Raw genomic sequence first — 25,238 nt, forward strand, 5'->3', positions numbered from 1 at the left:
ACAAAATTAAATTTTACTTCCTAAAATGCAAGTGGCTAAATTATATTTTGCCTATAGCTTATTTAACTAACTCTAAAAGGAATTAAGTAAATGAACAAATTACAATTAACTGGCGTTGCTTTAGCAATTGGTGCTGCTTCTATGTTTGCTATTGCTCCTGCTTTTGCAGCAGATGATGCTGCTGCTGGTATGGTAAAATGCCAAGGTGGTAACACTTGTAAAGGACAAGGCGCTTGCAAAACTGCTGACAATGCTTGCAAAGGCCAAAATGCTTGCAAAGGCAAGGGAATCGCTGAAATGACTAAAGAAGACTGCCAAAAAGCTGGTGGTACTGTAGCTCAATAATTTCAATTGAGTTTCGCATTATTCCAGGTATGCAAATGCATGCCTGGTTTTATCTATTCCTCGGATTTAATGTATGGAAAGCCCAAAATATAAAGTGACTAAAAAAATGCCTTTCTTAGGGTTTGGATTGGGATTACGACCCGATTATTATGAAGAAATCTTGCAGCAAAAGCCTAATTTAGATTGGTTTGAGATACTCACTGAAAATTATATGGTTCCGGGCGGAAAGCCACTTTATTATCTTGACCAAATACGATCCCATTATCCCATCGTAATGCATGGTGTATCCCTTTCATTAGGAAGTACTGATCCACTGGATAGTGATTATTTAAAGCAATTAAAGAAACTCGCAACTCGAATTGAACCCGTATGGATTTCTGATCATTTATGCTGGACAGGTGTTAACGGAATTAATGCACATGATTTGTTACCTATACCCTATACACGCGAAGCTGTAAGTCACATTGTATCGAGAATCCAACAAGTACAAGATTTTTTAGGACGGCCCATTTTAATTGAAAACGTTTCCAGTTATCTAACATACAAACAATCTGAAATGTCGGAGTGGGAATTTATCCTGGAAATTGTAAAACAAGCGGATTGTTATATTTTATTAGACGTGAATAACGTTTATGTCAGTTCGGTCAACCATCAGTTTAATCCAATGGATTATATTTTTGCCATGCCTCCTGAGCGTGTCGCCCAAATCCATTTAGCAGGACATTCGAATCATGGGAATTACATTATTGATACGCATGATGCACCCGTAATTCAACCCGTTTGGGATCTTTACGCTGCAACATTACAGCGTTTGGGGCCAATATCGTCAATGATTGAACGGGATGATAACATGCCTCCTTTTGCAGAGTTGCTTGCGGAAATCAATCATGCAAGGCGGATTGCTGAATCAATTTTGATTGAGGAGGTGCATGTATGAGTGGACTTTTACAGTTAGAAGATCAATTTCAAAAATTTCTATTATCAGGTCAGGCAGCAATTCGTGAGTCCATTGTGCAAACTGAATTGGTTTCGGTAGATACTCGTTTAAGCATATATCGTGATGCGTACAAACTTCGACTTATTGAAAGTTTGAGTATTAATTTTCCTGCCCTATATGCTTATTTAGGGACTGAGGAATTTAACACGTTAGCAACTTATTATATTGACGCCCACCCTTCTTCTTATCGTTCAATTCGCTGGTATGGTGATTTATTATCTGATTTCATTAAACACAATTACTCGCAATATCCTTATTTAGCAGAACTCGCTGATTTTGAATGGAAAATGAACTGGGCTTTTGATGCTGCTGATGACCAGGTTGTACGGGTTGAGGATATGGCTACTATTCCTCCTGAGGCGTGGGCGAATTTACAATTTGTGCTTCATCCATCCCTACAAAAAATCAATTACTCATGGAACATCATTCCCCTTTGGCAGGCTTTAGTTCATGATCGGGAACTGCCTGAATTGCAACAAAGTTCGGAGTCCACTGCTTGGGTCGTCTGGCGTGCACCAGAATATAAAATTCAATTTTACAGTTTATCTCAAGAAGAAGCTTGGGCTTTGGATGGCTTATCGCAAGGACTATCGTTTGGTGCTCTTTGTGAAGGATTATGTCAATGGATACAACCTGAAGAAGTGGGTATGACGGCTGCTTCTTATTTAAAGGGCTGGATTCAAAAGGGCATGCTATCGCAATTGCTCATTGTAAATTAGCCTACTTGTTCTTAAAACAGAATACTTACTATTGCGAGTTAACCTCTCTCGTAGCATAATATGTGAGCATCTTGTATTCCTAGATGTGAAATCGGGGGGGGAGCAAAAATCAATGTCTATGAGTAAAACTGAAAGTAGCAAGGAACAATCCACGGCTAATCTCAGCCCCGAAGATAACCTTATTATAGAGTTGCAAGAAAGAATAATCGATAATCCTGCCAAAGGTAATTGTGGTTATTATGCCTTCGCAATTGGTTTAATTAATATTATTCAACAAGAAGGAAATGGAATAACTTTTTACAAATGGACTCAATTGGACCCCTCAATAACAGATTATTATGAGGCCATTTGCAAATTTGATTTTGACAAACCTGATAACAAATTACTCGAAGTATTGCAAAGAGCATTAAGATTAATGACTTATAATTTGCAGATCGACGAATTACGCTGGGCATGCACATCGGCGCAAAAAAATGATGAATATAGAGCATTAGTAGCAATAAGTACCTATAGAAAATTTGCTGAAATGTATCATGGAACTGATTTAGATCCCCGTTTCAACCAATTTCTTTCATCCGCTGCCATTAAAGAAGCGTTTAAAAAAATTAATCATTCCAGCATTGTGGAGGAACACGAAGCATTGGTGTTGGTACCATTATTTATCTCATTAATTTATGGTGAAGAGGTCGCTCCAGGGACTATTACACTCTTGACCGAACCTAAATTTAATTCCCCAGTAATTCAGGCATTACAAAACATTACTCAAGATTCTGTTTGGGCAACTCATTTGGAACTGGATTATTTAGCTAATGCATTTGAGGTGAATCTGCATACGTTGGAAAATGGGATGCAGCGATATGAATACCAGGATATACCTTCGCAACATACTATTACGCTAAATAACCAGAATAATATTCATTGGACTACAAAAGTAGCAATAACTAAATCCCGAAAAGCTTCCGCTCAATCTCACGATTCCTCTGGAGTTACTTCGCTCGGTTTAAACAGAAAGAACATAAAAAGTTTGGACTCGGAACCTCATGTCCAAAATCAAACTGGGAAAGAGAAAGATACGGTTACATTAACTGTTCTAGATGTAGACTCACAGAAAAAGAAACCGGGTGTTCAAGGTAAAATTCAGCCTGTACGAATGAATGTTGCAAAAGGGCATAACAAAAAGCCGAGTAGACCCCAAGATTTTTCTGATAAACGCAATTTTTTCAGTCAACGTGAAGAGATACCCTTGGAGTTGATGACTTCAAAAGCAGAGCAAAGAGAATTGAATCGGTTAATCCGAATAGTAAATAGAGCGGTCCTGGACTATTGTTCTTACAGTGAAGGAATTTTTTTTTCAATTTTTCATAGACATAGTAATTCCGGTAGGGTACGAGCTCGGAATTTTAATGGTGAGTTCACTAAGTTTAATGATGGGTTATCTAAGACTGGTGGAGAATTTGTTGCTGAAACATCTCTTACTCAAGCCAAAAAAATGCTAATTGATTATCTACGCGATAGTAAAAACGGTAACACTCATCCGCATTCATTTAGGACGATGCTCTTACAGGGTTTATTAAAAGATATATTAAAAAGAGAAATGAATCTTAAAGATATTTCTAAAAATTATTCTGATATATTGGCCGAATTTCAAGAGTTGTTAATTCCAGATGCGGCGTACCAATATAGTTGATTAGGGTTTGTAACCTGAATGTAAAATTCAGGTTACTTTCTATTTGCCCAAAGTTCGCTTTCGATTTAGTAAAGTAAGAACAGGAGGTAATAGAGAGATGAAAATAATGCCGTAAATTACTATCGAGAAATTTTCTTTAACTATGGGAATTGAACCTAGGAAGTAACCTAAACTCAATAGGCTTAGGATCCATATTAAGGCGCTTACTAAATTGTAAAGGGTAAAATGAAGAACACGCATCGAGCCTATACCCGCAACAAAAGGAGCGAAAGTACGTATGATTGGAAGGAAACGGGCAAAAATGATCGTTTTACCTCCGTGTTTTTCATAAAATGCATGAGTTTCTTGTAAGTGTTTTTTATTAAGTAACCAGGACTTATCAGCAGAAAAAATTCTTGGTCCGAGTAAGCGTCCAATCATAAAATTGATTTGATTTCCTAAAACTGAAGCAAGAAAAAGTAGGAAAAATAAAATCGAAATATTTAATGGGTTTCCAGCTTGGGCTGAAATACTCCCTGCAGCAAAAAGCAAGGAATCACCTGGTAAAAATGGGGTCACTATTAGCCCTGTTTCACAGAAAATCACCGCAAATAAAAGCAAATAGGTCCAAAAACCATAAGTTGAAACGATGGTATTTAAATAGACATCAATATGAATTATGTAATCAAAAATAGAGTTCAAATGCATTTTATGTAACATTGGATTAAATAGAGTAAATATTTTTACACACTTATTTGTTAATTAATATAAATTTTATATCTTAAGGGGAATTTGCTTTGCTATTCTTTTATAAAATACTATTACAAGGAGTATGATGAAGACTTTATTTCATCTTGCGTTTCCAGTGCATGATCTCGCCTTAGCGAAACAGTTTTATCATCATCAATTAGGTTTTTCATTAGGACGTGAATCCGAACATGCATTGATTTTAGAATTTGGTAATCATCAAGTTGTTGCCCATAAAATTGACACTATTCTTCCCCCACAAGAGGGCATCTATCCGAGACATTTTGGTTTAATTTTTCTTGAGCGAGATGAGTTTGATGCCTTTGTGGAACATCTTAAAAAGGAACAGATTTCTTTTGAGATTCCATTGAAAATACGTTTTAAAGATACTCGAATTGAACATGAATCTTTTTTCTTGAAAGATCCCAGCAATAATTTGCTGGAATTTAAATATTACCAATTTGGATCAGCCATTTTTGGTGAAAAAGATTATAAAAGAATTGGCGAGTCATCTTCTCAGGAATGAGGGTAATGACAGAAAATCGTTGTCTGGTGAAACGAAGCGGGACCCTGGGCTTTATTTTTAAACGGTAGACCAAAAAACCGAGGATATGTTAATCCCGAACGCAGTGAGAGATTTCCAGAAGATGGGTAGAAATAAAAATCAGGAGATTTTTCGTCGTAAACTCCTCAGGATAACGTGGTCGTGAATGCATCGTAGAAACTGTCTTTAAAAGCACGTTAGTTTTCATTTGCTTGGCGTTTTTGAAAGCTTAAAAATAATAACCTAAAACATGATAAGTTGAATAACAGTTTTTGAAACTTTACAATGTTCTTTATGAGAGGTTTTCGAGTCAAGGATGCTTTGGTGCGTTTTTTATTCCCCATCACCTTATTCTTAAGTGCCATTCTTTTATTTAGCATACAGCCCATGGTGGCTAAATCTTTATTGCCCGTTTATGGAGGAACACCGGCAGTTTGGACCATTTGCATGCTTTTTTTTCAGGTATTGTTGCTTCTCGCCTATGGATATGCTGTTGTGCTTGGTTTTTTTTATAAACCTATAATATGGCGAACGATACATAGTGTTTTCATTCTTTTGAGTTTCACTGCCTTGCCTCTTTTATTTCAGCCCTTGATTATGAGTGGATCTCCTGAATGGAATATTTTATCTAATTTGGTAACCCAACTGGGATTTCCCTTACTTGTTATTGGCGCTTCAGCTCCATTGTTGCAATTTGCTTACAGCCAGAGCAAAGAAAAGGACGCCGGAGATCCTTATTTTTTATATGTTGCTTCTAATCTGGGGAGTCTCTTATCTTTATTAATTTATCCTTTGGTAATTGAGCGTTTTATCGGAATAAAAAATCAATTTTATTTATGGAGCATAGGGTATGGAATTTATGTCGCTCTATTGTTCTTTATTCTCTATGCTAATCGTTATCAATCATTGAAAAAAAAGAATGAGATTATTATCTCCTTGCCTTGGGAAAACATGCTGTATTGGATTTTTTTAAGTTTTGTCCCATGCAGTTTAATGCTTGGAGTGACCTTGTATATTACTACGGATATTGCAGCAACCCCTTTATTTTGGGTGCTACCCCTGGCTCTATACCTGCTCACTTTTGTGCTTGTATTCACTAATAAACCCTTGATTTCATTTCCATGGATCGCAAGAAATAGTATTTTTTTCCTTATTTTTCCAATTATTGGATTTATTTTAAATGCAGGGCAAATAAATATTTGGCAAAGTATTTTGTTTCATTTGTTGAATTTTTTCATTTTGGCCTTACTTTGTCATCGCCAGCTATTTTTAGATAGGCCTAAACCCCAAATGCTGACATTGTTTTATTTTTGTTTGGCTCTTGGTGGTGTATTAGCGGGAGTATTTAATGGGATTTTGGCGCCCCATTGGTTCAACGGGATTTATGAATATCCTTTAGCAATTTTACTGAGCTTATTTGCTTTGCCGCAATTGCCCAAGAAGAATGGTTGGTGGGTTCCTATTGTAGTTCTGATTACTTTGTTGCTTCACTACTGCCTCCCTGGTGTTCATTGGCCTGGAGGTTTTTCTTCTTTTCAAGTGTGTGCCCTATTGACGTTAATTATTATAGTTGTCTGGCAAAAAAGTAAAATTAGTTTGATTTTATCTTTATTGATTTTATTTGGATTTATTTTTTCACCATTATCACAAAATGACACTATTTTGATGCAGGCACGTGATTTTTATGGGGTAAAAAAAGTAGTAGATAAACAAGAGACCCATGTCTTAATTAATCAATCAACGATACATGGACTGCAAGTTATAGGAGAAAAGCCGAATGGGATGACTTCTTATTATGGAGCAATTAACCCCATCGTGGTTGCCATGCAACACCAAAGGAGCTCTTTATCAGTAATAATTATTGGTTTAGGTATTGGTACAATGGTCTGTCAATTTCGAGAAGAGGACCGGGTGAAAGTTATTGAAATTGATGATCAAGTCATTGATCTCGCAAAGAATCCCCAGTTATTTACTTATTTACGCGATTGCCCAGGTGTGACCATCATAAAAAATGATGGCCGTCTAGGAGTGGAGCAATTACCTGCACACTCCCAAAATTTAGTTATTGTGGATGCTTTTAATTCAGATGCAATCCCAATACATTTATTAACTCTTGAAGCATTCACTTTATACCAACAGAAAATTACAAAAGACGGGGGCATATTGATTCATTTAAGTAATCGACATTTGCAATTATTGCCAGTAATCAATGCGGCAGGAAAGTTTTTACAGCTGAAGATGCTTTATATAAATAACAAAGGTAGTCTGTCCTTGAATCAATTTGATTCGGAATGGGCTTTTTTGACTGCGAATGAACATTTGGCGTTTCAATTGGCGAAAGAGACGAATTGGCAGTTTTTTAAAGGTGATGAACAAATCTTATGGACTGATGATTATTCTAACATTATCCCGTTATTAAAATGGTGACATCTATGGTAGGACGGGGAAGGTGTAACTTGAAATAAGGTAAGGATTCTAGGCTGCCATTAAGTTAAGGAATGTCATTCCTACAAAGGCAGGAACCCATTTCTAGCAAGACGTAGTGCCAATCTAAGATAGATTCTCGCTTTCGCGGGAATGACAAAAAATTCTTAACTTAATGGAAGTGAATCCCCGGTATCACTTAGCTTCATTGCTATCGATAGGATGTTTGAATCCAAACAGCAAGTAGTCATTAAAGATTAAACCTCAGCTAAGTTACCTTTAGTTTCTAACCAAACTTTTCTATCGCTTGCCCGTTTTTTATTTAACATCATATCCATAATTGCTTCAGCCCCTTCCTCATCTTCCATCGTGAGTTGAACCAATCGTCGGGTATTGGGATCCATAGTTGTTTCACGTAGTTGTATGGGATTCATTTCACCTAGACCTTTAAAGCGTTGCACATTGGGTTTCGCTCGAGTTGTTAAATGGTTAAGGATACGAGTCTTTTCTTCATCGTCCAGGGCATAATAAACCTCTTTACCTGCATCGATTCGATAAAGTGGCGGCATCGCGACGAATACATGGCCGGCTTGAACCAGTGGTTTAAAGTGGCGTAAAAATAAAGCACAAATCAAAGTAGCAATGTGGGCACCATCTGAGTCTGCGTCTGCGAGAATACATAGTTTACCGTAACGAAGCCCGCTTAGATCAGAAGAGCCTGGATCTACTCCTATAGCGACGGAAATATCATGAATTTCCTGAGATGCTAAGACTTGGGAGGAATCCACTTCCCATGAATTAAGAATCTTTCCGCGCAACGGTAAAATCGCTTGGAAATCTTTATTGCGCGCTTGTTTTGCTGATCCGCCTGCGGAATCACCTTCCACTAAAAATAATTCAGCTTGGCTAAGATCAGTCAGCAAACAATCAGCTAACTTACCTGGGAGAGCGGGGCCTTGGCTCACGCGTTTACGTGCTACTTGTTTCGCTTGTCTTAAACGTTTCTGTGCGCGATCGATTGCCAAAGAAGCGATAGCTTCACCTTGGTTACGATGTTGATTGAGCCATAGTGCAAAAGCATCTTTAACTACATTACTGACAAAGGCAGAGATTTGGCGGGAGCTTAAGCGTTCTTTGGTTTGACCTGCAAATTGCGGTTCTTTCATTTTAACCGATAATACATATTGGCAGGGTTCCCATAGGTCATCTGCTGTAAGTTTTATTCCTCTGGGAAGTAGATTTCTTAGCTCACAAAATTCTGCCATCGCATCAAATAAACCGGAGCGTAAGCCATTGACATGAGTACCACCTTGGATGGTTGGAATTAAATTTACATAGCTCTCACTAAAACCACTATTTGACCCATTAGACCAAACCAAGGCCCAGTCAACAGTGGCTTCATCGCTTTTGAATTCACCGGTAAAGGGTTCTTCAGGTAAATAATCTCCATCGGACAATGATTGATTTAAATAATCAATAAGTCCTTGTTCATAACACCAATGCATTTCCTCATTAGTTGCCTTATTAATAAAAGTCATAGATAAACCCGTGCAAAGCACGGCTTTTGCTCTCAATACATGGGTTAAATGTTTTACGGAGATACGTGTCGTATCAAAATACTTAGGATTGGGCCAAAAGCGGATAATTGTGCCGGTATCTCTTTTTTTAGTGATACCTGTTTCATTTAATTCGCATAATTTATCACCATTTGCAAAAGACATTTGGTACACAATGCCATTGCGTTTGATGGTTACATCAAGACGGTCAGAAAGGGCATTTACCACAGAAACACCCACTCCATGCAATCCACCTGAAAAGCTGTAATTTTTATCAGAAAATTTACCTCCGGCATGTAATCGAGTCATAATGACTTCGACACCACTTAAGCCTAATTGTGGATGTAAATCCACAGGCATGCCGCGACCATCATCTTCCACTTCAATAGAGCCGTCTTCATGAAGTGTGACGCGGATATGACTTGCAAAGCCAGCCAGCACCTCATCCACACTGTTATCAATCACTTCTTGGGCCAAGTGGTTTGGACGCGTCGTATCGGTATACATGCCAGGGCGTCGTTGAACAGGTTCGAGTCCACTTAAGACTTCAATTGCTTGGGCAGTATAGTTTTCTGACATGGGTATTTCTCAAATAAAAGTTAGGTTTATTTTACCATATATTATGATACAGTAGACGAAAGACGAATAGTTCCTTTGTAAATCTATTATAAAGATCCCCTGTTCTGCAAGCGGGAGAAATCAGGATGAGTTATTGCAGCCTGGATTTGGCGAGCCTTAATCTGGGAAATGAATCAAGATGATTTCCTGATGCACGCTTTGATTAGGCCAGGCAAAATAGAAGACATATGCAAAAAAACAGTGCTGAAATTCACCAATTATCTGTAGCTTTTCAACAACACCATAAAACGGTGCCTGCTTTGGATGAAGTCAGCTTTAATTTATGTCCTGGTGAAACCTTAGTTTTATTGGGTGAATCAGGTTGTGGCAAATCCCTCACTTCTTTGGCGTTAATGCGCTTGTTACCTAAATCCGGTGTTTATGGCATTGATAGTTTAATCCATGTGGATGGACAAGATATTTTGGATTTACCAGAACACATGATGCGCCAATTAAGAGGTCGTAAGATGGCTATGATTTTTCAAGAGCCAATGACTGCACTTAATCCAGTAATGACAATAGGAGAACAGTTAACAGAGGCCTTAGTAAAATGTAACTCATTTAATGCTAAAGAGTTGCAAGAAGCATTATTATCTTTGCTTCATGAAGTGGAAATGCCTCAACCAGAAATTAAAATCCATCAATATCCGCATCAATTGTCCGGTGGACAGAAACAGCGGGTAGTTATTGCTATGGCTTTAGCCTGTAAGCCTGATATTTTAATTGCTGATGAACCAACAACCGCTTTGGACGTTACAATTCAAGCTCAAATCCTTGCTTTATTAAAAAAAGTACAAAGAACCCATCAGATGAGTTTATTATTGATTACTCATGATCTAGGAGTGGTGAGAGCCATGGCATCACGGGTCTGTGTGATGTATGCAGGACAGGTGGTAGCTCAATCTTCTGTAGAAGAATTTTTTTCGCGAGTTAAACAACATCCTTATGTCCAGCAGTTACTGGCTTCTATACCTTCTTTGGCAAAACGCGAAGAACGTTTGTCAGTAATTCGTGGATTGGTACCTGCTTTGGATGAAATGCCGACGGGGTGTCGTTTTCATCCTCGTTGTATTTATGCTTTTGAACGCTGTCCCGTGGAGGAGCCGCAATTACAAGAACAAGAGGGCCGATTGGTACGATGTCATCTCTACCCTGACTTTGAAGAGTTACCTCCTTTGCAAAAAAACAAAATAGTTTGGGATGTGGCGACTACGGAGGCAAAAACAATACTCACGGTGAATGATTTATCCGTTGGTTTTATCCAGAAAAAAGGTCTATTTAGTCGTCATAAAGTTTTATTTAAAGCTGTAGATGGTCTTTCATTTCGTTTGTTGCAAGGAAAAACGTTGGCTTTGGTGGGTGAGTCAGGGTGTGGTAAAACCACAGCAAGTCGTGCTTTGTTGCGTTTATTACCCATTAGCGGTGGTGAAATACACTATAAAGAACAGGATGTGTTGGCATTAAAAGGGCGTTCATTAAGAGAATACCGAAAAAAAGTACAAATTATTTTCCAAGATCCGTTTTCTTCTATGAACCCGCGCATGACAGTAGGTGAAATAATCGCCGAAGGCATGCATGCCCAAGGGATGAAACGTTCATTAATTAGTGCAAGACAAAAGGAACTACTCAATCAGGTGAATTTACCAAGCGGTAGCTTGCACCGTTATCCTCATCAATTTTCAGGTGGGCAAAGACAACGAATTTGCATTGCTCGTGCTTTAGCTACAGGACCAGATATCTTGATTTGTGATGAACCAACCAGTGCTTTGGATGTTTCAGTGCAGGCACAGATCCTTAATTTATTAAAGGAGTTACAGCAAGAAACAGGCATTTCTTATTTATTTATCACGCATAATATGGGGGTGGTTTCCTATATTGCCGATGAAGTATTAGTCATGAAGAATGGAGTTGGCGTCGAGTTTGGGAGTTGTGAATCTCTTTTTAAATGTCCTAAAGAAGCCTATACACAACAGCTTTTGAATGCTGTTTTGGATGTTTTTTAATTCACCTATTTAAGTCAGTAATGTTCTTCTTTCATATTTTATTCATTAAAAATGTGATATATTTGCGCACTATATGGATAATAAAGTCTTAGTATTTATTATTTGGGGGACATGGCTGCATGAGAATCACTCTGGGCGAATATATCTTTGATGAGATCGATAATTTTACTGCCTATTTAGAAACTACCTACGAGCAAGATAAGTTGGGTTCTGGAGAAGTCACTTTACTATTGACGTGTGATGCATTTAACCAAGAAGACTTTAACAAGTTGGTTGATTTTCTTTCAAAACCAGGACGTAGACCTTATAAATTTGAAATTGCCCCTCCGCTGACTCGATATCAATTAGCTTTTGATAATGCATATCTTATCAGTAAACGACAAAAATTTTCTTTCGAATTCCAACAACAAGTAGAAGAGTTTTCTAACTCAGCAATCGCTTTTCATCCCCATACGAATAGAGTACGAAAAGCTAAAAAAAATTGGGTTGAAGGTATAAAAACTCCCAGTATGGGTTTACAACTCCAATATCAAATTCCCTCGCAACATGAAGCTCTGCATCAAGAACGAAAAGCGACGCTGCGTAAGCGTAAAAATAATGAGGAACCACCATATCAACATCCAGAACAAGGGACTCCTTTGACGCAAGTTCCTGAGTTTGCTCAAGAAAATCCACGTAATATCGTGGGTTCTTACCGCCAATTCAGTTTCTTGAAAAATGACTTGGAAGACCGAGCTCGTTATAGAAAAGAGTTTAATGATTTACTGAGTGAAAGCAGCTCGCCGGAACAACGGCAAGAGGCTTTTATTTTATTTTTGTCTGACGTGACAGAACCTGATGCACCAAAATTAAAGAAGATAAAACGACTACTCCAGATAGTACCTTTAGCTGATCTTAATTATAAAGGTCTGGCTCAAGTGTTAATTCATACTGGAACTGATGGCGTTTTACTTTTATTGCAACATCTTAAGGAATTACATGATAAGGAGTTGTTTCAAGACTTTGATAAGTTATTTCTTGATCAACCCGAAAACTATCTTGCATTAATGTCATCCCAAGGTTTGGCAAATCTTAAAAAGTTGAGTGAATTAAGCCCTGAACAGAAAATATGGTGGATTGCTTTGGTTTCTCAACATAAAGCAACAAGTGTTCATACTGAATTTAATGATTTATTTGAAGCTTATAATTATTTTCTTGGGGAACTGGAGAAGAAAAATCTGACCTTGCCATTCTCCTGTACATTAGAAAATATCGGTCCTATGAAGCCCACATTAGATCGCTTATTGTTCATTATAAATAACAGCAGTGATCCAGAAGAGCAGTTGACTTATTTAGATGGATTAGATCTTAATGGAGCCTATCATGCCAGTCGTAATAACAATTACAAACTGGTATCAAGGCAAATGAATTTAAAATCCAATGTTGATGCAGAAACTCTTGATTATTCAACCCCTACAATGCCGGAGGAGCTGGGTATATGGTTATGCCCCATGAACCTTCCCTACGAGGAGGTTGTAACTCGTTTCTATCGTTTTATTGGCACGCAAGAGTGGGCATATAGTCTGGATGTATATCAAAAGATTGAGCGGGAAATTAGTAACAATTCAAAGTGGAGTGTCGACAATAAAGTATTATTACTCAATATCGCTGCGTTGATGACTACGGGGGAGCAGGCATGTACTAAAACAGAAGACCCTTATACCAGCTTTACATGTTTGCTTAACAGGTTTACGGCCATAGCCAATCGTTTTGATGAGCACATGAGTGACCAGTTATCAAAGGTGCTTCCTGTTTTTTTAACTGCTCTAAGGTATTCAAGTTGGGAGTTAATGCCTAGCATTAATGAGTTAATAAGACTTATTGATTTCTTGTCGCTCATGCAAAAAACGAACGTCCCAATCTCACAACAAGACCAGAGTGATTTTTATGAAGCATGTTCTCTGGCCTTGAGTCTCATGATACAACATGGTGATGCGGCTTCATCTATTATCAACAATTACGAACTGCGTTCGGGTATAGAACAGGCTCAAACGGTCCCCATTCAGAAATTTCCTTTTTCTTCATTGCTTCAACATTTAGTTCTTCCTTCTAAATTAGCCACTTCTTTATCTGAGCTTTTTCATGATCAAACTGAGTCATTATCTCCGTTTTTGGTGCTCCTCTCTTTGGTAAGTGATGAAGTAACCAAAGCATCACAACATGAACAAGACGAAAGTGAATTTGAAATAAAAATAAAAGCATTGGCAGAAGCCATAAATGCTATGCGGGCTGAGCGTAGAGAACAGTTATTAGCAATTCTCACTGATATTAATATAGAGGCTTCTTATCGTTTGCCTTCTCTTGAGCAACTTATAAAAATTGTTAACTCAGTTACCGAGGCAGAAAAGGAATTAGATACCTTTGCTAGCGTTGAAAATCAAAATAAAGCGCTTCTTGCTATGGTTCGTGCTGAATTGCCTGAGGTAAAAATAGGAAAAGATGGGATTACCGAAACAGAAATTAACCTCTTTAGCGTGCTTGAACAAACTTATGATGATTGGAAAATCCAAAGTAAGTTTGAAGATTTTCCAGAAAAACTCGAGGGATATTTGGAATCCTGGATAGGCTCCCATCAATCTGTTTTGTGGTATTTGAGACAACGTCCCGTGAATGCCCGAAGAGTGCACGAGGCTTTGGCTGAGGAAGAACAAGACGCAAAGAATTTGTTAAGCAGTAGGTGGTTTTTTTGGACTTTATCTGGATTTCCAGAAGAAAGAAAACAAATGGATCAGGTTTTGGGCAACGAGTTTTTTACACAGAAATCCTTCCTGGCAGTACTGAGACCCAGAATAGACGCTGGTTGCCAAGCCAGTTTAAGAACCGCTATAAATACATTACAAACATCAAATAAAGATTTTGACCGTATTTTATTTAAGCAGGTTAAAGAATTAGATACTGATCTACCTATTGATGAAGCCTTGTTGAAATTGGAAGAGCAATTAAATGCAGTGAATGGATTAATTAATTCATTAATTCGCATTAAAAACCAAAATAACATTGAGTTTCACCGCTCTATTCCATTATTAACAAATGTAATTAAGTCCACAGTACTTGGAAAAAATTCTCAAACAGTAGTTCAGATAAAGAATTTACTGGATGATTTAAGTCAAGTAAAAACTTGTACAGTGGCGTCCCCCTTAGCCATTTTATGCAAGATATTAAAAGAAACACCGGATTTCTCAACAGACCAGCTACAAAATGCTTTGAGCGAGGTTACTTATTTAACAAAATACCGAGAAATGCTTGGGGAAGAGGCATATGAAATCCTATTGCGTTGTTCATTTAGTCATAATTTAACTCAGCAATCCTTATTTCCATTAAAAAACATGATTGAATTGAAATCTTTAGAAGGTGTGGACAAACAACTTTCAGAAAATTTGCTCCATGCGTTAATCAATGGAATAAAAAAAGCAGGTCCGAAAGTTGATGAGAACTTACTAAATAAAGTTATTAATAAAACCGTATCGGTTATTCAGTCGAAGGCAGAGGTGCGTTCACTAGTCCCATTGCTTACTTTATTAATGCAATCATGCACTAAATGCGATGAGGATGAATTAAGTCGTTACTATAACTTAGTCTGCACGTTAGAAGGTACTAATAATTCTGATTTAAGTAATTGGGCTAAAATATTACTTGTGTTGGGTAAGCATACAACGGATGCAAATCTTCATCGCTTGTTGGCGGTTCAAGCAGGACTGGAGTTAAATCCGTTGAACCTTTCAGAACTTGCGGGATTATTTACTTATCCTCCTTATCCAGAGATGGAGCCGTTTATTAATGTGCTAAATGGATATGTTAACGATCTTAGGGATTATGTTGATGCATTTGATAAGGACCCTAAATCGGGACGTGCCCCACAAAAAAATGCATTTGATGTTATTATAAAACATGCAGACCAAGTTCTGAAGGAGCAATTTGAGACCGCAAGCGTTGCTCAAGTTATTGCTGATATTAAAAATATTGTTGAAGGAACCGCGTTAAGTAGTCAGGATCAATATGATTTAGCTCAACAAATTATCTATATCAATGCAGTAGGAAGACCAACAACATACCAAATTAAAAACCACCATGATTTAACGCAAGTCAGTCGTGCGCAACTTCGTGAATTATCAGATACACTGATTGCCGAAATAAGAGCACCGCATCTGGATGCCCACGATAAACTAAAAAATCAGTTGAGATTGCTTGCTGTGCTACGAGAACAGTATTTCCGGGCTACAGGTAAATTTGTTGATACCACACAGCTCATTGCCGTTTTAATGGCAATAAAAAATCAGCAAAACAATATGCTGATGGAGCTCAATACGGACGAAGGTAGCATTGCCACTGCACTGTTTTCTGTAATGCAATGGGTTGAAGCTGATGGTGGATCTGTTGATGTATGTGCCCCCAATCGCGATTTGATGATTCAGAGTTCTCAACATGATGAAGATTTTTTTGCTTCTCTAGGTATTCATTTCAGGCGTGTTGAGGTGGGTTCACCGAAAGGAACTTATCAGGTTGGTGGGATAAATTATTCTACTATAGGTGATCTGGCTGCATATAGTTCTCGGGCCAGGCTCGAAAATGAAGACATGACAGCGTATAAGGATGGTCATCCTCTATCGAGTAATCTAATTCTTTATGGAGCTGATTTCTCTGAATTAGATGAAAAGACTTTGTTTAATCTCGCTCTTAAGGGAGATGGAAATGATGAGGATAGTTCTTATGCCTGGGTTTATCCTTTAATTAATGAATTCATTAATCACAAAGGATTTAGAATTCTCGACAAAGGCTGGAGCGAAACTCGGGATATAACCCAGTTAAAAGAGCTTTTGGACCGGCATGCACCAACAGGTTCGCATAAAGCGCAGTTAAACGCCTTACCTGATAAGAAATTTAGTCTATGGATTAATGCCGCTATAGAGGCGCGACGTTTCGTTGAAGGGGTAGATTTTATTATTCCACCGTCTAAAACAACACGTCATGCAGCCATTCCCTTAAATCAAAAAGCCTCTCAAGATGAGTTAAGCTTTATGGTGCATCAATTTCTGCATGCTCGATTACAAAAGAAATACCCTGATTGGGAATTCGTTATTGAGCCTGAGATGCATTGTATTGATTCTGTTTCAACCATGGATTTTATTGATCACTATAAAAAACCGGGGCGGATTATTAGCCTCTCGAATACTTTAGGTCGAAAAGAGAGGTTAGTTGAACTATGCAATAAGTTCGATATGGATATCGCATGTACAATATCATCGCATAGAAGAATTAAACGTGAGGAACTGGCTACAACAGTTATTGCAAATAAAAACGCTCATGTACGCGTTATAACAGCAGCGATTAATCAAGCACAAGACGGGCAACCTATTGTCCTATTTGCGAAAGATGTTAATGAAGTCAAACTTCTTGAAGAAGAACTAAAAACACGATTCAGGGAAAGCCATATTGCAGCATTTACGGGTACTGAATCAGTAGATGAACGAAAAAAATGGATTAACAATCAGTCTGGAAAACAAAATACCATAACGATTACTACTGCAACACTAGCACAAGATGCTCATTTTAAGACACAACATCCGAAGGGATTTTTAGGGATTCAAACATATTTGGATGTTCGTGCAGCACAACGTGTCACACGGTGTCTTGGTGGAAAAGATAGGCCAGCTAATTACGTTGTACTCTATAAAACACAAGGTGCATCCGTTTTACAATCTGGGTTCTACAAGACCCAAAGTGAACGGAAAGAACTACTTGCTTCTTTAGCAGAATTGCAACGTCAGCAAAATGAGGAAGTTGCTGTTACCCGTCATTACATGCAAACAGTAAGTAATATACAACAAGTTGTTCTGCAACAATTCCAAGATTGGAAAGAGTTTTTACATCTTGTCTATCCAAAAACCGAGTGGCGCACACTAGATGCAGGCTTAGTACTACAAAGAGAAGATTTGATTCGTTCCTTGAGTGAACATTGGGATGAATGTCTAGAAAATTCTAAACCACAAAAAAAATATCCTAATCCATATATTCGCCATACTGCAAATAAGAAGTTACAGACTATTGCATTAGATAAATCACTAGCCGATTATGAAGTCGCTGCACGCTATGTTTGGGATCAGCATCGGGCGCTTCTTAAAGAAAAAGCTGAGACTTTTCTAGTAGAGGGTTCAATTAATGCATTACGTTGTCAGTATCTGGATGAGGTCTCCTTAGATGAACAATTAAAAGTTAATCGATTGGCTCTACGTACAAGCAAGAAAGAAATGCTTGCTCAGAAGAAAAAAACACGTCGTTATGTTGAATCCGGATTAGATATAAACGGAGCAATGTTACGATTTGCTGATAGTAATTTAGAAAGCTATCGTGAAGCTTTTGCTACAAGCCAAGTGAAATTATTTGTTAAGGACATTAGTGGTCTTATAGAAAATAATCCTCATTTAAAGAGCATTGTGCGATCCCTATTGGTTCAACAAGTGAAGGATGCAAGAAATTTAGATAATCTCATTGATCACTTATTGGAGTATGCCAATAGATTGCCTGAAGATCGATTTACTGATAAATACGCTATGCAACCAGTAATTCAAGAGTTGTTCCGGGTATATAAAGAAGCTGGCCTTGAAGCGCCAAGCGAGCTGGGGGATTTAAAAGCAGTTTATTTTGATGGAGTAATAGCCGAACTGGTTGATGAGTTGCAAACCAGTCTTTCCTGGGCTAGCGATAAACATCGTGGTTTAGGATATTTGCTTGAGCGTACCGCTGTAACGGATGCAGCTAGAGACATATTAAACGCTGCAAATTTGTTAGGTGAAGCCAATAAACTAAACGAAGATGATACACTAGACGAAGAAGAAAAAATTCTTTCGCAACAAAGTGCAATGAAGAATTTGTATCGAGTATTGGCAGAGCATGAAGCGAAACTTGAAGATTTATGGATATTTCCCTGGGGACATAAGAATACACGCACTCTAATTAAAGAAACATTAGCTACCCTTGATGGACTAACAGCTATTGGCACAAAGAGAAATAAACTAGACGCTGATTTCATCCATGATTGTAAAGAAGAGTCTATTTGTGCAGTAACAAAAGGAAAATTGAATTCTGCGATCCAAGCCATAGAAGAGGCGGAAATAGGTTTACAGAAAAACAGAGATTGGATTTCAATCAAGAATACATTAAATGCAATACGAGCCGAGAGCAATTCGATCTATGCTTTTCATGAGATGTACTTTGTCCTCTCGAATAAAATGGAAGAGCTCGCTAGAAAAAATTCTAAATTGCAGGGACCTCTAGCTCGACTACGAGGAGAGGTGCGACATCTTTGTGAATCATTAAGCCAGGAACATAAAGAATTACTTAATACAAGTAAGTATTTGAGATGTAAGGCTGAAAATCTCCAAGAAAAACTTAATGGACTAAACGGGTTTAGTGTCCGCGAGGTTAAGCTCAAGGAGGGGAGTAATGGCTTTAGCGATTATTTTGATTTGGTGATTGAAGGCACCGGTTTTCATCCACTATTGCAACATTTTACTCATTATAATTCACGTACTCAGGATTTAAGGGAGCAACAAGATTCTTTAGAAAAAAGTTTAATGCAAACTCAAGAAAAGATGAGGGCTTTAGATCAATTGATTAAAGAATACGTACCGCTACTTAAATGGAAAGAACAAACTCAGGAAAATGTGGCTAAGTTTCCTGAGCAATTTCAGGAGCAGGTCAAAGAAATTCTTGGTTTAAAAGGATTGATCGCTGAGAAAATGCCGGAAAATTTGGATTCTTTTCCTGAACCAGTTCGCAAGCATTTTCGTGACAGAGAGTTAATCAAAACATTTGATTTTCCTGATTTAGAGGAAGAAAAAATTGAACAAATTGAAAATATAATGCTAAGAATCGGATTCAGGGACTTGCATGAACGAATCGTAGAGGGGATGAAGCCCAAAACTTTATGGGGTAATATTTATGCTTACGTATTTACCCCCGAAAATATGGAAGATTGGCGTCTGGAGTTTGATGAATTGATGGGAAGACCTGTAAGACATTTGAATGATGCATTTCGTCTGGATATTGAAAAAAAACAGAATGCATTAGCGGGTCAACTCGACCAGTTACGTCAACAAATGGGAGAGCAAGCTGAGTCGCTGCAACAACAAGTTGCATTCTTGTATGAGAAAATTGATGAGGAAGAGAAAAAAGAAGGGATTTATGCCCTGCGAATTACCGATGTAGCAGAGCTTTTTAAATTTGAAAATGAACTAATGGCTGTTAAAGCGAAAGAAGCAGCTAAACCGTCTCGCCGAGAGATTCCAAAATCTAATGTATTACCATCACGTGTACCTATTGATATTCCTGACACAAAACTTGAATCAGTAACATTGGTCATGTAATTACCTGTAGCGCGGGAAACCGCGCTTCCCAATTATAAAGCTGATTCAACTACGTATTAAAAATAAGTAATCTTCCGAACAAAATTGTCTTTTTTGTTTAAATATTGAACTATACTCAAGTTTAGGTGATGTTGAAATTTTGGAATGGCAATGTTATCTCAAGATGTAATAAAAGTTATTGATACTATAAGCGAAAAAATCGAAACAAGTAATTTTGAGTCATTAACTTTTGAAGATATAAAAAATGCATGTTTTATGGTGATGGGACATATCGAGCATATAAAAACCAGCAACCAATTTCCTACAGAAGATCATTCTAAAGAAAAGGAACTCATTGCCTATAAGCGTATTGTGCTGCACTTAGTTGAATGGCAAGCAAGATTTATAGAAATGAAGAAAAGTAATGTGTTAGGGAATTATATTGCAGATTTAAATTTCTTACGTGATATGGTCCATTCAATTCCGGAGGTAGTAGGTGATGTTTATAAAGAAAAGATAGAGAAAATTAATTTCTACATTTCCAACATTCTTACCAATATAAATAGGCTGAAAGCTAAATTACTTGAAGCAAATTGTTTTGATGTTTCTCTAATGGCGCATACACAATGTGCTTATGAAGTTACTTTTTTATATTCTAAATTACTCGAAATGCACTACACCGAAAAAATGCGTTATTCAGTTGTCATTAAAGGTTATTTTGAAGCAATTCAAGAGACGTTCGATTTTTATTTAAAAGAAATAACCTATTTTCGTGACCTTGAGATTACCAATGCAAAATGTTTGAGCTACTGCGTGATGAATTATCTACCTAAAAATGTACGGCATTGAACACAGATTTGCTCGATTTATTCCTCTTTAAAATTGGAAAACCATTACTCGATTGCCCATAATTAGATCGTATAGAATAAAAAATACTATACTTTATTGAAATATGAGCAATAAAGCGGGTAATCACTGATGGGAATTCTTCATATATCACCAGATGAGCATTTAAAGCGTGTAATGGGCGATCCCAGCGATGCCATCTTAAAACAACGTGAGTTATCTGAAGCAACCTACCCTCTTTTAATTTCTTATTTAGAATGGCTTAGAAGGCTAAATTCGATCAAAAATAAAAATGATGTGATTCGTCAAAATGAACAATTTTTAAGTGAATTTATTCATTTGTGTGAGCACAATTTACTCTTTTTTCTTACGGTGACTGGCCAGTTTGATATTATCCGCTCGCTTTTTGAAGATAAAGATTTATTGGCAATAGAAATTGCCTTGCTTGAGGAAATAGAAAAAGAACAAGCTCAGGCTGCAGCAGCACAGCTACAGGATTTTGTGTTTGTTCCCCGAAAAAAAGAATCATCAACACCACAAACTGAAACACATAAATCATTTCCACCCCCCACTTCTGAATGGGAAAAATCGCTTTATGGTTTAACTAATATGGAGTTGTATCGATATTATGAAGATGAAATGAAACGAATTACTCATATCTACCATGGAAAGCAAATAAAACAAATCGATACATCTTATGAGCAACATCTTAAACTAATGCGAGAGACCTTAAATATAATTAATAAAGATGAAAATATTAATGAAGAAACAAAACAAAAAGCGCTATCACTTTATAAGAAGTTAGTAGTAATAAAAGAGGAAATGGATGCACAATGTCTGGAGATAACTTCAGTAGATGGAGAAGCTCCTTTAGAAATACAGGTTCTTGAAAAACAGCATCAAATCAAAGAAGAAAAATTTAAAGAAGCGCAAGGAGCTCTGGAAGCATTTTTTGAAGAAGTTCGTCATGAGTCACCACAATTACAAAAGATTTATGAAGAACACCAAACAATTACCATGAATTTTCAGAAGGAAAGTCAAGCGATTCAAAGCGAATGGAAACAGGCGATGGAGGAGCTTACTGTTCATTATGAAACTGCACGTGTTCATGCTTTAGAGGATGTAGATAGTAGTTTGAGTTTAATCATAGAGGAATTAAAAAAATGTCCTGTTCATGAATTGAATGAGGAGCAGATTAACAAACTTGATATGAGCGTTATGCAATTAGAAAAATATAAAGAAGAATTAAAAACAGTTAAAGATTATGATTCTACTCAGATTTTATTAAATAAATGTAATCAAGAATTAGAAAATATAGTGAGTATTGTTGAACCAATATTAGCAGAAGATGCAAAAAAACGTTTTGATGTTAATGTAAATTTAATAAAAACAATGTTTATCTTAACTCCAAAAAATTCTTCTATAGCTCCAGAATCTCTCAATGTGGATTCCAAAACATCTCCTCAAATGCCTACTAACCTTGAATTTGAAGAACAAAATTTGGATTTGAAATCAAGTATACCGGTTGTTGAACCTGTGAGTGAAGAATCGCTTGATTCTCTAGTACTCAATGAAATCCACTCTGCTTCCATACCTGAAGAGCAAGACCTTGACCTGAAATCAAGTACCCTTACTGTTGAGCCCATGAGTGAAGAACCGCATGATTCTACGGTCCTTAATGAACATACTTCCATTCCTTTTATGTCTACTGAGCGAGACGTTGACCTAAAATCGAGCAGCTCTACTGTTGAGGTGATGAATGGAGCGTCTAAGGATAGCCTTGATGAAAAACCTCATAGTGTTCCTATTCCAGATGCGCAAAATATTGATACGAAACCAAATACGTCTGTTATTGAACTTGCCAGTCCTAAAAAAGAGGGGTCTGAAGTTATTCCTAGTGAAGAACCACGTAATTCAGTACACGTTCAACGATATCGATTCTTTATGAATACCATCAGGGATGGTACTGAGCTCATTGAGTTTGATCCGGAAAAACAGCGTAATTATGAATCAATGATCGAAGAGTTATCCATTGTTTTAAGTGAATTGAATGAAGAAGCCGAACCAGAAATCGCAGAAAAAATAAAAAGAATCGAAAATCTCATTGAAGATGTAAAATCCATTGGCTTTGATAAAGGAAGCCCATCCCACATTCAAAAAATTTGTGAGGCATGTAATTTAGGCATTGATTATGAACCATTAAATCAAGTAAAAGATAACCTTGCCTCTATGTTTCAGCTCAAAAATAGCCCACAAAGTGGTGTGGGAATGTAAATGATTTTTGTATCATAATTGAAATTTTATACCACAGCATGCCTCTTTTTTGCTATAATGTGTCTAATTTTTTATAAAAGGGAGAGAAAAATGACGCCACATGAAGAAGCACTATGGCAAGCTGTAACTAAAAAAGAATATGAACAAGTTAAAAATTTGATTAATGATCATCCAGAGTTAATCAATGCAGTAAATACCAGTGGAAGAAGTCTTCTGATGCGAGTCGTTCTTCTCTTAACACCTCCGTTAGATTTGATAGAGTTTATTGCACAACACCCTGATCTTAGCTTTGAAAATCCTAAAGCCACTAAAACGACTATGAGTGTTATTTTATCCACAGGTCGTCCAGAAATTTTAGAAATATTTGCAAAAGATCCTCACATTATTTTTGATGGTGAGAATTTAGCTTATACAGCCGCCAAGAAGCTCGTAGAAGGTGCAGCACAAGAGAAGGTTGAAAAATACACAAAAATGCTGACAATCATTCGTGACGCGACTATACGCCATGCAATTAAAACAAATGATCCTTCTTTATTGGAGCGTTTAGAAAAAGCAGGGGATAACTTGGCTCAACCATTAAGCGATGGCAAACTTCCCGTGCGCCTAATCACTAAAGAGTGTCCTGCTCCTCGTGTTACATCATGGTTTCAATCTCAAATTGGGAAAAACCAAATAAGCATTGCAAGTACGGTCGATTCGTTCTTTTCTAATACACGTAAAATGCAAGATGCTCAAAAGGAGATGGAGGAAGCTAATCGACGTATGTTAGAGAGTGATATCCGATTACTTGGAAAAAATTATAGTAGTATGGAACAAGTAGCGTCTTCTATTAGTCTTACTAACTAAATCAATTGGATCATCTGGGTGAATGCGAAGCTGTAGCCCAGGATCTGATCTTCTCTAAGCTAATTTATCTTGTAACCCATTAATAAATCCTTTAACTTGGGTTATTTAAAACGCCAAAGGGTGATGGGATAAGTGTGGTATCAACACGATGCTGAAGGGTTAACCCTTCGTTTATATGTTCAGCCAGGTGCAAAAAAAACAGAGATTGTCGGTCTTCATGAGGGTGAGCTTAAAATTCGCTTAAATACACCACCTATTGAAGGTCGCGCTAATAAAGCACTTTTGAGATATATTGCAGAGATATTTAAAGTACCAATAAGACAAATAACCTTGCAACGAGGAGATAAATCCAGACATAAAGTACTGTCTATTATTGGTTCTATGGTAGATCCTGATGATTTGCTTTGAATCGTAACGTGAATTTTGCGATAGTAAATGGACTAATAACGTAATCGACAATCTTATGAAAATTGAACAATTCCCCATAGCCTTTAATACTTCAGGTCGAGGTACTCAGGATATTACTGCTAACGTAAAGACTGTGCAATCAAAAGCCGCAATCCAAAAAGGCTTATGTCATTTATTTCTCAAGCATACAAGCGCTTCTTTGATGCTTTGTGAAAACTATGACCCTCAAGTTCGCAAGGATTTGGAACAGTTTCTGGTTCGATTAATTCCCGATGGGGATCCACTTTTTAAACATGTGATTGAAGGGCAAGATGATATGCCCGCACATATTCGTACTGTATTAACTCAAACCAGCTTAACCCTACCTATACAAAATGGGCAATTAGCTTTAGGTACGTGGCAGGGGATTTATCTCTATGAGCATCGCTATCAAGCGCAAGAACGGCACCTGCTTATTACCGTTGTAGGAGACTAATCGAGTTTTTGCTATACTATTATTCTTTTTGAATGGAACAAACTATGTCCTCTCTACCTCAATGCCCTAAATGTAGTTCAGAATATACTTATGAAGATGGTAATCAATTAATTTGTCCTGAATGTTCCTATGAATGGGCAAAAGATGGAGCAGAAGAACAGATTCACGATGATCTACGCGTGATTAAAGATGCAAATGGTCAGATTCTGCAAGATGGAGATACGGTTACTGTAATCAAAGATTTAAAAATAAAAGGATCGTCTCAAGTAGTAAAAGTTGGTACCAAAGTAAAAAATATTCGTTTGGTTGAAGGGGATCATGATATTGATTGTAAAATTGATGGAATTGGTGCCATGAAATTAAAATCTCAATTTGTTAAAAAAGGATAA

Annotated in this window: 16 protein-coding genes; 14 read left to right on the forward strand and 2 right to left on the reverse strand. The window is 37.2% G+C overall.

Translation table 11 applies throughout. From position 1 onward, the window contains the following. Positions 1 to 90 precede the first annotated feature (90 nt). The 4 genes from bufA2 (at position 91) to ACWTEW_RS21165 (ending at position 3,748) form a co-directional block, all read left to right on the forward strand. Positions 91 to 345, forward strand: coding sequence for a BufA2 family periplasmic bufferin-type metallophore (bufA2, locus tag ACWTEW_RS21150; RefSeq protein WP_454780485.1), 255 nt, complete (start codon positions 91 to 93; stop codon positions 343 to 345). A 73-nt stretch (positions 346 to 418) separates the two neighbouring features. Next, positions 419 to 1,282, forward strand: coding sequence for an MNIO family bufferin maturase (bufB, locus tag ACWTEW_RS21155; protein WP_454780486.1), 864 nt, complete (start codon positions 419 to 421; stop codon positions 1,280 to 1,282). Continuing rightward, positions 1,279 to 2,061 carry an HvfC/BufC N-terminal domain-containing protein gene (locus tag ACWTEW_RS21160; RefSeq protein WP_454780487.1) on the forward strand — a complete coding sequence of 261 codons (783 nt, stop codon included), beginning with the start codon at positions 1,279 to 1,281 and terminating at the stop codon, positions 2,059 to 2,061. The genes bufB and ACWTEW_RS21160 overlap by 4 nt, the downstream gene beginning before the upstream one ends. A gap of 112 nt (positions 2,062 to 2,173) precedes the next feature. Next, positions 2,174 to 3,748, forward strand: coding sequence for an OTU domain-containing protein (locus tag ACWTEW_RS21165; RefSeq protein ID WP_454780488.1), 1,575 nt, complete (start codon positions 2,174 to 2,176; stop codon positions 3,746 to 3,748). A 39-nt stretch (positions 3,749 to 3,787) separates the two neighbouring features. Here the strand turns inward: ACWTEW_RS21165 and ACWTEW_RS21170 are convergent, their stop codons facing one another. Continuing rightward, positions 3,788 to 4,435: a DedA family protein gene (locus tag ACWTEW_RS21170; protein ID WP_454780489.1), complete on the reverse strand. Its 648-nt coding sequence runs from the start codon at positions 4,433 to 4,435 to the stop codon at positions 3,788 to 3,790. Positions 4,436 to 4,559: 124 nt separating this feature from the next. On the opposite strand from ACWTEW_RS21170, the gene ACWTEW_RS21175 reads away from it, so the two are divergent. Next, on the forward strand, positions 4,560 to 5,000 hold the full coding sequence (locus ACWTEW_RS21175) for a VOC family protein (protein ID WP_454780490.1): 441 nt from the start codon (positions 4,560 to 4,562) through the stop codon (positions 4,998 to 5,000). A 339-nt stretch (positions 5,001 to 5,339) separates the two neighbouring features. Beyond that, on the forward strand, positions 5,340 to 7,445 hold the full coding sequence (locus tag ACWTEW_RS21180) for a spermidine synthase (protein WP_454780729.1): 2,106 nt from the start codon (positions 5,340 to 5,342) through the stop codon (positions 7,443 to 7,445). A gap of 254 nt (positions 7,446 to 7,699) precedes the next feature. Here the strand turns inward: ACWTEW_RS21180 and parE are convergent, their stop codons facing one another. Continuing rightward, positions 7,700 to 9,577, reverse strand: coding sequence for a DNA topoisomerase IV subunit B (gene parE, locus ACWTEW_RS21185; RefSeq protein ID WP_454780491.1), 1,878 nt, complete (start codon positions 9,575 to 9,577; stop codon positions 7,700 to 7,702). A 227-nt stretch (positions 9,578 to 9,804) separates the two neighbouring features. Between parE and ACWTEW_RS21190 the strand changes: the two genes are divergently transcribed. The 8 genes from ACWTEW_RS21190 (at position 9,805) to ACWTEW_RS21225 (ending at position 25,238) form a co-directional block, all read left to right on the forward strand. After that, positions 9,805 to 11,619: an ABC transporter ATP-binding protein gene (locus ACWTEW_RS21190; RefSeq protein WP_454780492.1), complete on the forward strand. Its 1,815-nt coding sequence runs from the start codon at positions 9,805 to 9,807 to the stop codon at positions 11,617 to 11,619. A 119-nt stretch (positions 11,620 to 11,738) separates the two neighbouring features. Then, positions 11,739 to 20,021 (forward strand): hypothetical protein, encoded by an 8,283-nt coding sequence (locus tag ACWTEW_RS21195; RefSeq protein WP_454780493.1) that lies wholly within the window; start codon positions 11,739 to 11,741, stop codon positions 20,019 to 20,021. Between the two features lie 150 nt (positions 20,022 to 20,171). Then, positions 20,172 to 20,849 (forward strand): hypothetical protein, encoded by a 678-nt coding sequence (locus ACWTEW_RS21200; protein WP_454780494.1) that lies wholly within the window; start codon positions 20,172 to 20,174, stop codon positions 20,847 to 20,849. A 129-nt stretch (positions 20,850 to 20,978) separates the two neighbouring features. Next, positions 20,979 to 23,120: a hypothetical protein gene (locus ACWTEW_RS21205; RefSeq protein WP_454780495.1), complete on the forward strand. Its 2,142-nt coding sequence runs from the start codon at positions 20,979 to 20,981 to the stop codon at positions 23,118 to 23,120. Between the two features lie 90 nt (positions 23,121 to 23,210). Then, a complete protein-coding gene (locus ACWTEW_RS21210) occupies positions 23,211 to 23,966 on the forward strand; it encodes a hypothetical protein (RefSeq protein ID WP_454780496.1) in 756 nt (251 codons plus the stop codon). A gap of 132 nt (positions 23,967 to 24,098) precedes the next feature. Further along, a complete protein-coding gene (locus ACWTEW_RS21215; RefSeq protein WP_454780497.1) occupies positions 24,099 to 24,374 on the forward strand; it encodes a DUF167 domain-containing protein in 276 nt (91 codons plus the stop codon). A gap of 55 nt (positions 24,375 to 24,429) precedes the next feature. Further along, on the forward strand, positions 24,430 to 24,849 hold the full coding sequence (locus ACWTEW_RS21220; RefSeq protein WP_454780498.1) for a secondary thiamine-phosphate synthase enzyme YjbQ: 420 nt from the start codon (positions 24,430 to 24,432) through the stop codon (positions 24,847 to 24,849). A 44-nt stretch (positions 24,850 to 24,893) separates the two neighbouring features. Next, positions 24,894 to 25,238 carry a zinc ribbon domain-containing protein YjdM gene (locus ACWTEW_RS21225; protein ID WP_454780499.1) on the forward strand — a complete coding sequence of 115 codons (345 nt, stop codon included), beginning with the start codon at positions 24,894 to 24,896 and terminating at the stop codon, positions 25,236 to 25,238.

The sequence above is a fragment of the Legionella stuttgartensis genome (assembly GCF_977063405.2).

Coding starts and splice junctions, on each gene's coding strand:
- bufA2 (WP_454780485.1), top strand. CDS start 91: ATGAACAAATTACAATTAACTGGCGTTGCTTTAGCAATTGGTGCTGCT.
- bufB (WP_454780486.1), top strand. CDS start 419: ATGGAAAGCCCAAAATATAAAGTGACTAAAAAAATGCCTTTCTTAGGG.
- ACWTEW_RS21160 (WP_454780487.1), top strand. CDS start 1,279: ATGAGTGGACTTTTACAGTTAGAAGATCAATTTCAAAAATTTCTATTA.
- ACWTEW_RS21165 (WP_454780488.1), top strand. CDS start 2,174: ATGTCTATGAGTAAAACTGAAAGTAGCAAGGAACAATCCACGGCTAAT.
- ACWTEW_RS21170 (WP_454780489.1), bottom strand. CDS start 4,435: ATGCATTTGAACTCTATTTTTGATTACATAATTCATATTGATGTCTAT.
- ACWTEW_RS21175 (WP_454780490.1), top strand. CDS start 4,560: ATGATGAAGACTTTATTTCATCTTGCGTTTCCAGTGCATGATCTCGCC.
- parE (WP_454780491.1), bottom strand. CDS start 9,577: ATGTCAGAAAACTATACTGCCCAAGCAATTGAAGTCTTAAGTGGACTC.
- ACWTEW_RS21190 (WP_454780492.1), top strand. CDS start 9,805: ATGCAAAAAAACAGTGCTGAAATTCACCAATTATCTGTAGCTTTTCAA.
- ACWTEW_RS21195 (WP_454780493.1), top strand. CDS start 11,739: ATGAGAATCACTCTGGGCGAATATATCTTTGATGAGATCGATAATTTT.
- ACWTEW_RS21200 (WP_454780494.1), top strand. CDS start 20,172: ATGTTATCTCAAGATGTAATAAAAGTTATTGATACTATAAGCGAAAAA.
- ACWTEW_RS21205 (WP_454780495.1), top strand. CDS start 20,979: ATGGGAATTCTTCATATATCACCAGATGAGCATTTAAAGCGTGTAATG.
- ACWTEW_RS21210 (WP_454780496.1), top strand. CDS start 23,211: ATGACGCCACATGAAGAAGCACTATGGCAAGCTGTAACTAAAAAAGAA.
- ACWTEW_RS21220 (WP_454780498.1), top strand. CDS start 24,430: ATGAAAATTGAACAATTCCCCATAGCCTTTAATACTTCAGGTCGAGGT.
- ACWTEW_RS21225 (WP_454780499.1), top strand. CDS start 24,894: ATGTCCTCTCTACCTCAATGCCCTAAATGTAGTTCAGAATATACTTAT.